At 34.4% G+C, this 12,732-nt stretch carries 12 protein-coding genes and 2 pseudogenes; 5 read left to right on the top strand and 9 right to left on the bottom strand.

What is annotated here, in order from left to right:
- From AAGD29_RS05240 to ltrA (AAGD29_RS10285), 3 genes and pseudogenes are all read left to right on the top strand, one after another.
- Entirely contained in the window at positions 1-519 is a 519-nt protein-coding gene (locus AAGD29_RS05240) for an IS630 family transposase (RefSeq protein ID WP_341757328.1), read from the top strand.
- Positions 520-542: 23 nt separating this feature from the next.
- Positions 543-1,007, top strand: a pseudogene (locus AAGD29_RS05235) (IS982 family transposase); the annotation flags it as partial.
- A 570-nt stretch (positions 1,008-1,577) separates the two neighbouring features.
- Positions 1,578-3,274: pseudogene (ltrA, locus tag AAGD29_RS10285) on the top strand (group II intron reverse transcriptase/maturase).
- A gap of 155 nt (positions 3,275-3,429) precedes the next feature.
- On the opposite strand, the gene AAGD29_RS05220 reads toward ltrA (AAGD29_RS10285), so the two are convergent.
- From AAGD29_RS05220 to AAGD29_RS05185, 8 genes are all read right to left on the bottom strand, one after another.
- Positions 3,430-3,672: a hypothetical protein gene (locus AAGD29_RS05220; protein ID WP_341757325.1), complete on the bottom strand. Its 243-nt coding sequence runs from the start codon at positions 3,670-3,672 to the stop codon at positions 3,430-3,432.
- A gap of 436 nt (positions 3,673-4,108) precedes the next feature.
- Positions 4,109-4,869 (bottom strand): IS5 family transposase gene (locus AAGD29_RS05215; RefSeq protein ID WP_341757324.1). Its coding sequence is split into 2 segments (ribosomal slippage): positions 4,109-4,534 and positions 4,537-4,869, totalling 759 coding nucleotides; the frame shifts between segments, so codons are not numbered across the junction.
- A 54-nt stretch (positions 4,870-4,923) separates the two neighbouring features.
- Complete coding sequence (locus AAGD29_RS05210) at positions 4,924-5,307, bottom strand: hypothetical protein (protein WP_341757323.1); 384 nt, start codon at positions 5,305-5,307, stop codon at positions 4,924-4,926.
- A 53-nt stretch (positions 5,308-5,360) separates the two neighbouring features.
- The gene (gene ltrA / locus AAGD29_RS05205; protein WP_341757322.1) at positions 5,361-6,896 is read right to left on the bottom strand and encodes a group II intron reverse transcriptase/maturase; all 1,536 of its coding nucleotides are present in this window, start codon (positions 6,894-6,896) and stop codon (positions 5,361-5,363) included.
- A 568-nt stretch (positions 6,897-7,464) separates the two neighbouring features.
- Positions 7,465-7,842 (bottom strand): hypothetical protein, encoded by a 378-nt coding sequence (locus AAGD29_RS05200; RefSeq protein WP_341757321.1) that lies wholly within the window; start codon positions 7,840-7,842, stop codon positions 7,465-7,467.
- A gap of 651 nt (positions 7,843-8,493) precedes the next feature.
- The gene (locus AAGD29_RS05195) at positions 8,494-8,649 is read right to left on the bottom strand and encodes a hypothetical protein (RefSeq protein WP_341757320.1); all 156 of its coding nucleotides are present in this window, start codon (positions 8,647-8,649) and stop codon (positions 8,494-8,496) included.
- A 5-nt stretch (positions 8,650-8,654) separates the two neighbouring features.
- Complete coding sequence (locus AAGD29_RS05190; protein WP_341757319.1) at positions 8,655-8,924, bottom strand: hypothetical protein; 270 nt, start codon at positions 8,922-8,924, stop codon at positions 8,655-8,657.
- Between the two features lie 102 nt (positions 8,925-9,026).
- Positions 9,027-9,902 carry an IS982 family transposase gene (locus AAGD29_RS05185; protein WP_341757318.1) on the bottom strand — a complete coding sequence of 292 codons (876 nt, stop codon included), beginning with the start codon at positions 9,900-9,902 and terminating at the stop codon, positions 9,027-9,029.
- 66 nt (positions 9,903-9,968) lie between these two features.
- Between AAGD29_RS05185 and AAGD29_RS05180 the strand changes: the two genes are divergently transcribed.
- A protein-coding gene (locus AAGD29_RS05180) for an IS5 family transposase (RefSeq protein WP_341757317.1) occupies positions 9,969-10,732 on the top strand; the annotation gives its coding sequence in 2 pieces (ribosomal slippage) (positions 9,969-10,301 and positions 10,304-10,732; 762 coding nt in all).
- Between the two features lie 184 nt (positions 10,733-10,916).
- Positions 10,917-11,285: a transposase gene (locus AAGD29_RS05175; protein WP_341757291.1), complete on the top strand. Its 369-nt coding sequence runs from the start codon at positions 10,917-10,919 to the stop codon at positions 11,283-11,285.
- Here AAGD29_RS05175 and AAGD29_RS05170 read toward each other — a convergent pair.
- Positions 11,269-12,720, bottom strand: coding sequence for an IS4 family transposase (locus AAGD29_RS05170; RefSeq protein WP_341757292.1), 1,452 nt, complete (start codon positions 12,718-12,720; stop codon positions 11,269-11,271). The genes AAGD29_RS05175 and AAGD29_RS05170 overlap by 17 nt on opposite strands.
- Positions 12,721-12,732 lie beyond the last annotated feature (12 nt).

Here is a 12,732-nt window from a genome sequence, read left to right as displayed (position 1 = left end):
TTGGAAGCAAGTGCAGAGAAACGATCTGAATATTTAGAAAAGGTCAGTAAATATGACAAAGAGCAAATAGTATATCTTGATGAAAGTGGTATAGATAGGACTATTTGCCAAGATAGAGGTTGGGGTAAGATAGGAGAATTGTTGCTAGGACAAAAAAGTGGTAAACAGTATCAAAGAACTAATATCATAGCTGGTTTGGTAAATAATAAGCCGATAGCCCCTTTTGTGTTTAATGGAACTTGTAATACAGAACTATTTAATAATTGGGTTGAGAAGTTTTTAATTAAAGAATTAAAAGCAGGACAGGTTGTAGTACTGGATAATGCTAGTTTCCATAAATCAAAGAAGACGAAAGAATTAATAGAATCAGTAGGTTGTAAGGTTATTTTTTTACCCCCATATTCACCAGACTTAAATCCAATAGAAAAATTTTGGGCTAATATGAAAAAATGGATTAAAAATAAGATAACAGAAACTAGTAAATTATTCGAAGCTATTTCTATGTTCTTTGTCACCTAATTCAATGTATTTTACTATATAGTAATAAAATATTTAAGGGGCTAGCAAAACATAGCAAATCATCGATGGGTTATTTTTATGGGTTCAAGTTACACTTAATTATTAATGAAAAAGGACAATTTATAGCATTAAAAGTGACCAAAGGCAATGTAGATGATAGGATTCCAGTACCTGAGTTAACAGATGGTTTAACTGGAGTTATGTATGCAGATAAAGGATATATTAAGCAAAACTTATTCGTCAGTTTATATGAAAGAGGATTAAAAATGGTACATGGGATTAAGAAAAATATGCCAAATAAATTAATGGATTTAAAGGAGAAGATTATGCTAAGAAAACGTAATTTAATTGAAACAGTTTTTGATTATTTAAAGAACAAAATGAACCTTGAGCATACTAGACACAGATCACCTATAAATGCTTTTGTTCATATACTTTCTACACTAGTTGCCTATGGGCGATGTGAGGTTATATATATGATTGTTTAACTATGAAAATTGATTAAACCTGTTGTTCTACCAACAGTAGCCTACTGGTACATGCATTGAAGTAATTCTTTGTTTGAAGCTACCAGGACAATGTACTCGGCTTTTAAAGAGAATCTAAGCTGTGAGGTAAAGATTAAACTGCAAGCATCATGTGGTTAGAGGCTAGGCTTAGATGGTATGGTTAACATATGTGAACTATTGATAAATGTCGTTACAGTCGTAAGGAGCTAAAGATGCTGATAAGCTCTGTCCAAAAGGATAAGTGATCTGGTTATTGTGCTATAGGCTCACGATACGTAGACTTTATGATCACCGGCAGAAAGGTAGAACCTAACCTATCTATGTCATATATATAGAACACAGTAAGCCTGTATTTCTTCCCGGACTGGGAAAGTAAGCCGTAAGGTAAACTGATAGGGATGCAGGTAGAGGAGAGACGGAGAAAGCGAAGGCTGTTTTGTAATGAGGCAGATAAGGGTTGTAACATTATCCTACGCGAAAGCGGGCAGACTTCCGTTATGGTCTCTTATTACGAGAGAATTTGATGAAACTTTTAAAGGAGAAAAGCAAATGGTGGTTACAAATCAAATTGTAGCTAGTGCATCTACTGACAGCAATGTGAGTTGGCACAGTATTAACTGGAGTCGATGTAACAGAGTTATTAGAAGTCATCAGATGCGTATCGTAAAAGCAATACAGGAAGGTAGATGGGGTAAAGTTAAAGCTTTACAACGACTATTAACCCATTCTTTTAGCGGCAAAGCTCTTGCAGTTAGAAGAGTGACTGAGAATCGAGGAAAAAGAACTGCGGGTGTAGATCAAGAAATTTGGCATACACCTGATCTTAAATCTCAGGCAATAATAAACTTGAGGCAACATGGTTATAATCCATCCCCTCTTAGAAGGATTTATATACCAAAGGTGAATGGTAAGAGACCACTTGGTATACCTACTATGAAAGATAGAGCTATGCAAGCTCTTTATAAGCTAGCATTAGAACCAGTTGCAGAAACAACAGCAGATAGACATTCGTATGGGTTTAGAGCAGAAAGATCAGCTGCAGATGCCATAGAACAGTGTTATATAGTCCTTTCTAGGAAATGCGCTGCTCAATGGATACTGGAAGCTGATATTGAAGGATGTTATGATAACATTAGTCATCAATGGCTTCTAGATAATATTCCAATGGATAAAACCATATTAAGAAAATGGCTAAAAGCTGGATATATGGAAGCTGGTAATATCTACCCTACTGAATCTGGCACTCCGCAAGGTGGCATCGCTTCAGCATTACTTGCGAATATGACTCTAAGTGGATTGGGTAAGTTACTAGCTGAAAAGTTTCCGATGAAAATATCCTCAAGAAAACCGGCTCATAAGATCAACTATATTATCTATGCTGATGATTTTATTATCACAGGTCGATCCAAGGAACAATTAGAGAATCTTGTTTTACCTATTGTAGAGCAATTTTTACAAGAGCGAGGATTGAAGCTATCTAGTACTAAAACCAAAATTACTCATATTGATCAAGGTTTTGATTTCTTAGGACAGAATGTACGGAAATATAATGGCAAGTTTCTTATCAAGCCATCTAAAAACAACTTACAAAACGTCATAAGAAAGATAAGGAAAATTGCTAAGATAATAAGATGATCAAACAAGTTTTATTGATAACTATGCTCAACCCTATTATCAGGGGTTGGACTTTATATCATAGACATATAGTTGCTAAAGAGAGTTTCAGTAAATTAAGGCACGAGATATTTAAGATTGTATGGCGATGGTCTAAACGTCGGCATCCAAATAAGAGTAGTAACTGGGTTAAGAATAAGTATTTTAAGTTTATAAGAGGTGATGCTTGGAGATTTGCTTGTATAGCTGACAAGCCAAAATTAGGGGAAGAACCAATTATTTATAAGCTTATTGACCCAGCTAAACTACCTATTAAGCGACATGTAAAGATTTTGTCCGAAGCTAATCCATATGATAAGCAATGGGATGATTATTTTGAAAAAAGATTAAAACATAAAATGTATGAATCTTTATCAGATAACAGAAAATTATTAAGTCTATGGAATAAGCAAAAAGGTAAGTGTCCGAATTGCACGCAAATCATCACATTAGAAACAGATTGGGATATACATCATGTTATCCCAAAATCAAAAGGTGGTGATAATAGGAGCTCAAATTTGATGATGCTACACATCAATTGCCATAAACAGATCCATAATCGGAGATTCAATGTTGAAGCTGGTTCTAAATAAATTGGGCTTTAAGAGGCTTGAGCCGTATGATGCGAAAGTATCCTGTACGGTTCTTAGGGGATGGGAGAAAGGTAACTTTCTTTCATTACCCGACTCTCTTAAGAAAAATAAACCTTCTATAAATTGCAATCTCGACTTCCCTCTAAATTATAACCTTATCCCGAATTGACGTGTACTATAAAATCTCCTATTTTTTTATTATCTAAATGATTGTCTAAAGGAGCATCTAAAATTTTTTGTAATTGATCCAAGTGTTGTTGTTTAATATTAGTGTCATCTGATGAATTAGTAGCTGATGAACTAGTAACTGATGAATTAGTAGCTGGTGAGCCAATAGCTGATGAGCTAATATTTCTAGACGGTTTTGTAGAGTGTTGATGTTTTTTTGACTTTGCCATATAAATAAACTAATGTAAATTAAACATTGATCCAGAAGCACTTAATAAAAAATAAAATAACAAAAATTACAATTTATTATGTAATTATGTAATAGTTAATATTATTTAATTATATAATACTTAAAGTATATTATCAATATTACTATATGTCGTATTATCTAGGGTATATCTTCGGTTCTAACATAATCCTTTTAGTTTAAGATTAACCAATTAAATTAATAAATGGAGAAATTGAATTATGGCAAAATTTACAATAAAAGAAGAAGAGGTTACTAGGGTGTGTCATCAATTGAGCCAAATTATACTCGATGAAAATCAACAATTGCGTTGTTGTTGTCCAAGACCTGCGGTGCTCACGTACTAATGTACGCTGTGCTCCTCGGCTTGGACACTCCTAGCACTTGTTGATTTTGATCTTCGTCTACCAACTCTTCATTTACGAGCAGTATACCATGGAAGCCATATAAACAGCACCCAAAAAGTTCTGAGATGTTTTGTCATATCGTGTTGCAATAGCTCTATATTGCTTCAATTTTGCAAAAAAGTTCTCAATCAAATGCCTAGCTTTATATAGGTCCTTATCATACTTAGCTGGATTCACACGATTCTTCTTTGGGGGAATCACAGCTATACATCCCTTATCTTTCAGCTTATCTCGCATACGTACATCGGCATCATAAGCCTTATCAGCAAGTACAGCATCCGCTTTCGTCAATTCATTCATCAAAACATCAGATCCTTGCAAATCATGAGCTTGACCCGGGGTAAGATGGAATCCCGTTGGATTCCCTAGAGCGTCACATGTGGCATGGATTTTAGTACTCAGCCCCCCTTTACCTCGTCCAATTGCTTGGTCATCATCTAACTCTTTTTTTTAGCACCGGCACTATGTTGATGAGCCCTAACAATGGTTGAATCAATCATGGCATACTCGTTATCAGCATCTTCAGCCAGCATCTCAAAAACCTTTTTCCACACACCTGTCTTGCTCCACCTTGAATGACGTAGGTGAATCACTCGAAAATCTCCAAAACGTTCAGGTAGGTCTCTCCAAGGTATACCAGCCCTATATCGATACAAGACTGCTTCTACAAATAGGCGATTATCCTTGGCTGTTACACCAACAGACTCTTCCCTTCCAGGTAGCTTATCTTTAATCCGATCCCATTGATCGTCACGTAGAGCATATCGACGCATAGAGAAGATTTATCCTTAATTTTTTCTCTATTACACAACAAACAAACACTCCTGTCAACTTAATTGATGACACACCCTAGAATAATTATAATTAGAATTAATATAATCGTAATTAATATCATAATTTTCGTGACCATAAAAACTTATCATTATTTTGCTAACAATTTTTTTATTCTTTAAACTTTTTACAAGCTCCTCTGCTTCATTATGATACAAAAAAGTGTAACCAAGCGTTATTTTGGTTAGAGTCCTATTAAATTCTAAAGCCTTGCAAAGTTGAAAAGCCCCATTAGCACCAATATAATTATCATTGAGATGTATTCGCTTGAGAGTTCTATTATTTGCTAAAAATTCAGCTAGTATGTCTGCTCCTTGATCGCTAATATCATTATGTGCAAGGTTTATTTCGTCCAAAGTAGCCGAGTAACCAACTCTCATTACTGAGAGTCAGTCCTCTAAGAACCGTGCTTGCAACTTTTATTGCACACGGCTCAAGTTCTAGGTAAGGCAGCATTGCCACCCAGCAGTTTTATACTCAACTCAGGACTAAGATCATCCACTGTTAGTCTAATATTGTCCGTCTTATCCCTGTGTTTAAAGTAATCTTTAAACACAGGATTAAATGGACTTACTTCACTCCTGATTTTAATGTGCCGTCTTATAGAAGTTTCACTTGCTTTGTATAGGTAGAGAGGAATTTTATTTCCTTTCTTATCTTTAACCATAGCATGAAAATTCCAATTATTTAGCCCACGTCTAATGTAGTATTTCTTAGTAGTCCAAGATTTACTTTTATTAGGGTGTCTTCGTAATATCCAGGACTTAAGTATTGTATAAACCATGTAATCCACATATGAGAAAGCCCTCGACGACACAGCATTACGAAAATAATTAGCCCATCCCCTTATTTTAGGGTTTAATAGGTTTATCAAATCTTCTGTCTTTGCTGAATAATTATCTTTAATTTTACTCCTAATGTCCTTTAGAAATACTTTAATATTTTCCTTTGCAGGTTTTATTAATAGTTTTCCTTTATACTTACGTACATTAAAACCTAAAAAATTAAAACCTTCGTCGATGTGGGTTATTTTAGATTTCTCTTGCGATAGCTCTAATCCTCTTTCTGCTAGGAATTCTATTACAATTGGTATTACCTTTTCTTTTAGCACTTCAGGTGAACTTCCTGTAATAACAAAATCATCCGCATAAGAGATAAAGTTGATCTTTTCTTTGACTCTCATTCTTATATTGCTGCTTCTGATTTTCTGTTCGATTCCAGATAATGCCATCAATGCTAAAGTTGGCGAAATAATACTTCCTTGACCAGTTCCAAGCTCTGTGGGATATAACCTTTGCTTTTCCATAAATCCAGCTTTTAGAAATTTCCTAAGGATTTGTTTATCCATAGGAATATTTTCTAGTAGCCATTGATGTGAGATTTTATCAAAGCAGGCATGTATGTCCCCCTCAAAAATCCATTCAGCAGATCGCTTTCTAGATAGTACAGTAAAGCATTGTTCACTTGCATCTTTCGTGGATCTTTTCGGTCTGAAGCCGTAGGAATTTAAGTCAGCTCTTTCTTCTGCTATTGGTAGTAAAGCTATGTGCCACAGGGCTTGCATTGCTTTATCTCTCATAGTTGGGATTGAAATTGGTCTAAATTTTCCTTGTTGCTTCTTAGACGCATATATCCTCCTTGACGGTAATGGTTTATATCCATGTCGCTTAAGTGATAGAGCAGCTTGTATTTTCTGTTTTGATGTTTTCCAAATAATACCATCAACACCAGGTGTTTTGCCACCTTTATTGAGTACAACTCTTTTTACCGCTAAACATTTAGCATAAAATGAGCAAGTCAGGATTCTCTGCAAGGCTTTCACCCTACCTTTCTTCCCTTCTCGTTCTGCCTTAGCAATACGCATTTGTAGTCGAGTTACTTGCTTATCAATCTTCTGCCATGAGAGATCATCCCATGTTTTAGCTGTAAGAGCTGAAGAGGCATCAGTAAATATTGCTATTTCTGTCATTTGCGTTTCTTCATTATTTCGATTCTCCAAATTTTCTTGCTATCTAGAACCAGCTGGACGTAGGCACACTTTCGTGTCTGATCATTTGACCAGTATCTGCCTCATTACAAAGCAGCATTAGCTTTTTCCAGCATCCCAAACCTGCACGATTATCAGTATCCCTCACGAGATGCATTCCTAAAGATTGCTCTTTAGGAATCGTACAGGGTTTCCACGTTCCATGTTAGAAGTATGCCGGGTTAGGTGTCTGCTTTCGACCGGGAAATATAATGACCACGAGAATGTATAATAAATGCATTGCTCCGATTTCCATTACCATTTTGGTTCAAGTGTATCAACGACTTTCACTTGTTTATATTTACGATCTTTATCACAGATTCAGTTGCCTTCACCATACCGGCTTGCTTGCACTCACCCAATATGTCGTTATCAGGAGGAACATCTTCTCGCGATTCAGTCCCCACATAATTGCTTATGTTTCGTTACTTTGTCAGGGTCGCTGCTTTATTCAGACCCCTAGCATCATCCGGTGGTACGAATGGTCCTCTCTGAAGCGGAGGACAACTCCTTAACATAGCCTCGTGTCGCAGTTATTAATATTTAACGCTTTGACAAGGTGATTTACTCCTTCATAGTTAATATTGTTGTTGCTTAGGTCTATTTTGGTTACTATGTTGTTGTCTTGCAAAAACTTTGCAACTATCTTTGCTCCCTCATCGTCAATATTGTTATTGTGAAAATTTATGTGGGCTACCGTTTCACTATTTTTTAAAGCTTTGCTAAGTAGCTTGATATTACTACCAATATTATGTTTGCTAAGATTTAGATAGGTCAATTTTTTATCATTTTGTAGTTTTTTCTTAGCTTGTTCTAGTTCAAAAGAAATATCACTTGTTAATTTATCTTGTTTATTATTTTTTTGTTGATTTTTAATATTGCTCGCCATACAATTAGCTCCTATTTTTTGCTCTTTTAGAAAATAGACACTGAGGTTAGATTTAAAAATTTTCCGATTCTTTGCTTCTAACCTCGGTGCTTGAACACCACACCACGTGGGTCACTACTAATATACTACCCTAATCACTAACAGAGTCCAGAGAAGTTTTAACACCTAGGGTATTTTTTATGAAATTCGATACGTCTGCAGTAAAATGGAGACAGTGACTGAAATTATTGTTATAGTTCGGGGCTAAATAGCTATAGTAAAGCTTAATTAACTTTTCTGTAATAAAGTTTAATAGTTTTTTCCTTAGTGTAAACACCTTCTTATACTCTTTTATCCAGCTAGAATTGTGTTTATGACAAGGCACTAACCAAAGAGTTATAAACTTTTGTGGTAAAAGTTAAAAGTTGAGTTTTTGTTTACGTAAGCTGCAAATTCCTCAAAACTTTTTACTAGCTGACTTTCCTGTACTGTAGCACTTTGTTCCTTATAATACTATACCTGATAAATATATAAAAGTGCTTGTATTTCTGCTTTACTATGACTACCCGCTATCGGCTGACGCTACTTGTTGCTCTATAATTAAATAATTATAAAAAGTTTTTAATAGTATTTCTTTTTTAATTTCTATGCTTAAATTATCAACTGTTTCATTTAAAAAATTGGCTGTTTTAATTTGGCAAAGAAATTTCCATTATTAGAAAAGTCAATTATTATTCTTTTTCTTGTTCTAATTGAGTTTTTCTTTTCCCAATTATCTTGATATTGTGTACATTCATTATTATCAAAATCATTCATATCTTTGTTCAACAGAGTTAAGATAAAATATCAGTGTTAGTTTCCAAAAAACCATTTGAATTTGCTGCCCACATTCTTGCATAAAGACCATTTTTAGCAACTAATTCACTATGCGTTCCATCCTCAACTATTTTACCGTTATCCAGCACTAATATTCTATCCATATTAAGTAAAGTAGAGATTCTATGTGCAATAATTATGCTGGTTTTAGCTTTGGCAAAATTGATTAAAAAATCTCGTATAGCATTTTTAGTGATTGCATCTAAACTTGATGTTGCTTCGTCCATAACCAAGATAGGGGCATTTTTTTAAATAGTTCTAGCAATAACCATTCTTTGTCTTTGTCCACCTGATAGCTTCATTCCTCTTTCACCAACTAATGTATAACGTCAATTCGGGATAAGGATATTGAGAACATGTAGATTAAAATCAAATTTTGTTGAAGGTTTATTTTTCTTTAATGAATAAGCAACAAGAGTAGATAATATATGGACAAAGGCATTTATTGGTGATCTATGTCTAGTATGTTCAAGGTTCATTTTATTTTTTAGATAATCAAAAACTGTTTCAATTAAGTTACGCTTTCGAAGTAAGATTTTTTCTTTCAAATCCATTAATTTATTTTCCATATTCTTCTTAATTCCATGAATCATTTTTAAGCCTCTTTCATATAAATTTAAGAACAAATTTTGCTTAATATAACCTTTATCAGCTGCTATAATTCCAGTTAATCTTTTTGTTAACTCCGGTACTGGAATCCTATCATCTACATTGCCTTTGGTCACTTTTAATGCCATAAACTTCCCTTTATTATTGATTATTACATGTAATTTAAAACCATAAAAATACCCCATAGAGGATTTACTATGTTTGGCTAATCCTTTAAAAACTTTATTGCTATAACGCCTTTTATTGTGACAAGCTTTAATCGTTGTAGAGTCAATAAAATAAATACCTGTTTCCTCACCAAACAACAAATGAATCAACATATTTAGCGGTATGAATAATCGTGCCATTAATTCAACAAATCTATTATAACTCAAGGCTTTAGGGAAATCATCCTTATGCATGCACTCTATATAACTTTTATAGAAAAATTTAAAATTCTTAGCATAGGATGTATGAAACATAATTATTATTGTTAACATTTCACTTAAACTCATGCTACAACAGCGATTTCTCTGCTTATTTGATGGTAATAACTTTCTCTGTTCATACTCCAAATAAATTTTACAAAAATCATCTATAAAACTAGGGTGTGTCATCAATTAAGTTGACAGGAGCGTTTATTTGTTGTGTAATAGAGAAAAAATTAAGGATAAATTTTCTCTATGCGTCGATATGCTCTACGTGACGATCAATGGGATCGGATTAAAGATAAGCTACCTGGAAGGGAAGAGTCTGTTGGTGTAACAGCCAAGGATAATCGCCTATTTGTAGAAGCAGTCTTGTATCGATATAGGGCTGGTATACCTTGGAGAGACCTACCTGAACGTTTTGGAGATTTTCGAGTGATTCACCTACGTCATTCAAGGTGGAGCAAGACAGGTGTGTGGAAAAAGGTTTTTGAGATGCTGGCTGAAGATGCTGATAACGAGTATGCCATGATTGATTCAACCATTGTTAGGGCTCATCAACATAGTGCCGGTGCTAAAAAAAAGAGTTAGATGATGACCAAGCAATTGGACGAGGTAAAGGGGGGCTGAGTACTAAAATCCATGCCACATGTGATGCTCTAGGGAATCCAACGGGATTCCATCTTACCCCGGGTCAAGCTCATGATTTGCAAGGATCTGATGTTTTGATGAATGAATTGACGAAAGCGGATGCTGTACTTGCTGATAAGGCTTATGATGCCGATGTACGTATGCGAGATAAGCTGAAAGATAAGGGATGTATAGCTGTGATTCCCCCAAAGAAGAATCGTGTGAATCCAGCTAAGTATGATAAGGACCTATATAAAGCTAGGCATTTGATTGAGAACTTTTTTGCAAAATTGAAGCAATATAGAGCTATTGCAACACGATATGACAAAACATCTCAGAACTTTTTGGGTGCTGTTTATATGGCTTCCATGGTAATTTGGCTCAATTGATGACACACCCTAGTATTAATTCTTAGCAATGAAAAGAAGAGGCTACATCATAGTATACTGCTCGTAAATGAAGAGTTGGTAGACGAAGATCAAAATCAACAAGTGCTAGGAGTGTCCAAGCCGAGGAGCACAGCGTACATTAGTACGTGAGTACCGCAGGTCTTGGACAACGACAACGCAATTATTGATTTTCATCGAGTATATTGATGGCATTGATAAAGAGAGTATAGAAAAACTCATTAAATTTTTACAGAATGAAATAGCTGAGCTTGATAAAAAATTAAATGAGGTAATAGACGAATCAGAAGAGTTGAAAGAGAAGGTAAAAATATTAGAGAGTGTGCCTGGTATTGGTAAATGCGTAGGTAAAAAACTAATTAGTTTTTTACCTGAATTAGGAAATAAAAATTATAGTAGTAACGAATTGTCAGCAATTGTGGGAATAGCTCCTTATGCTCGTGATAGTGGTAATAAGCAAGGACGAAGATTTATTAGAGGTGGCAGGAAAATACCACGAGATGCTTTATACCTTACTATTACCCACAAATATTAGAGTTAGCTAATTGATAACCTTGAACTAGATCAAATAACCGTTGCCATCCTCTCCACAATACAATAGGACCAGGCTCTAGATCATTTTTTCTTGCTAAATACCCACCCAATTTAGCAACCCATATTATAGCATTTTTTATTGTAGGAATTGTATTATTAGGGGGAGCTGCTTTGTGTATCTTTACATACAAAACTCGCCATTCTTCTTCAGCTAATATTACACTACATGGTAGATTAGGATTAGTTCTGCCAATTAAAGTAATAAAAAAAATTCTCCAAGCAATTATGCTCATGATTGTCAAGTATTTTATTAATCTTTCTCCTGTTGCAAGTCTACATTGTTCAACCCTAAATCCAGATTTTAAAATTTTATGAAAAATTTCAATTCTCCATCTTAAACAATACCATCTTACTTTCTCTATAGCTTCTTCAAAATTATTGATAACTATATTGGTTAGTAACATCCATTCTAATGGTGTTGTTCCACTAGGGGGACGACGCTCAATAACATTGATGGCATATACTGGTAAATTTGGCAATGTTTCTGTTTTATGTCTTACATTGTTTACAGGAGGATTCATTATAAATTTTCCAAATCTAACTTCCAAATGTCTAATCCTATTAGCTTTATTTTCTTGACTAGTATCTTTAACTGCTATTTCTCCAGCACACTGGAAACCCGATACTACCTTCCACAAATATTGTCTATCTTTTTTGGAATATTTTGACTTTTTATTTATTTCTCTATCCTGTGCAGCTCTAACTAAAACTTTAGATTTCTGAGCTTGTGCCAATTCAAAAAAATCATATATATCAGCTTCTCTATCACAAACAGTTATAATTTGGGTATTACTATTATTCGTTGCATTAATAGTGTTCTGTAATGCATTAAGCCACTTCATACTTTCTTTATCTTTAATATGTACCGCATTACCATGACTAGTTTTTTTTAACTGTTGTATTTCTTCAGGCACTGCTGGTCTATTGTGAATCTTTTGATCCAACAACCCAAGTGCTAATCCATTGGTAGCAACCGCAAAGGCAGTATGCATTATCAGACCTTTACATTCAATATTTTTAACATTCTTTCCCTCTTTTCTTGATAACACACCCAATCCAGTAGTTTTTTTATGACTAGTATATGTGATATAACTAGTATCTTGTATAACAAGAACTTTATCATGCTCTTTGATTCTTTCTACTGCTTTAGCAATATGGGCTTCTAATATTTTTGATTCCTTAACATTATCGTTTTTAAAAAAACGATATGCTGCTTTTGTTTCTGCCCAATTTCCACATGCTTGATTAATTGAGCTTTCAGGTATATTTGCAAAATTATCAGCTATCTTTATTAACCTATTTGTCAGCCTTTTATCACCCAAAATAGCTCCACTAAATTCCTCGGTCAAATAATTATTTATTATTTCTTGACTCATACTATACCTCTA

This window comes from Candidatus Tisiphia endosymbiont of Ditula angustiorana, from assembly GCF_964026425.1.
In the GTDB taxonomy this organism is placed as follows: domain Bacteria; phylum Pseudomonadota; class Alphaproteobacteria; order Rickettsiales; family Rickettsiaceae; genus Tisiphia.
This window is presented reverse-complemented; position numbering and strand designations above follow the sequence as displayed.

Bases quoted from the DNA above. Each gene is read 5' to 3' on its own strand.
- AAGD29_RS05220 (WP_341757325.1), bottom strand. From the start codon at position 3,672: ATGGCAAAGTCAAAAAAACATCAACACTCTACAAAACCGTCTAGAAAT.
- AAGD29_RS05210 (WP_341757323.1), bottom strand. From the start codon at position 5,307: ATGAGAGTTGGTTACTCGGCTACTTTGGACGAAATAAACCTTGCACAT.
- ltrA (WP_341757322.1), bottom strand. From the start codon at position 6,896: ATGACAGAAATAGCAATATTTACTGATGCCTCTTCAGCTCTTACAGCT.
- AAGD29_RS05200 (WP_341757321.1), bottom strand. From the start codon at position 7,842: ATGGCGAGCAATATTAAAAATCAACAAAAAAATAATAAACAAGATAAA.
- AAGD29_RS05190 (WP_341757319.1), bottom strand. From the start codon at position 8,924: ATGGACGAAGCAACATCAAGTTTAGATGCAATCACTAAAAATGCTATA.
- AAGD29_RS05185 (WP_341757318.1), bottom strand. From the start codon at position 9,902: ATGACACACCCTAGTTTTATAGATGATTTTTGTAAAATTTATTTGGAG.
- AAGD29_RS05170 (WP_341757292.1), bottom strand. From the start codon at position 12,720: ATGAGTCAAGAAATAATAAATAATTATTTGACCGAGGAATTTAGTGGA.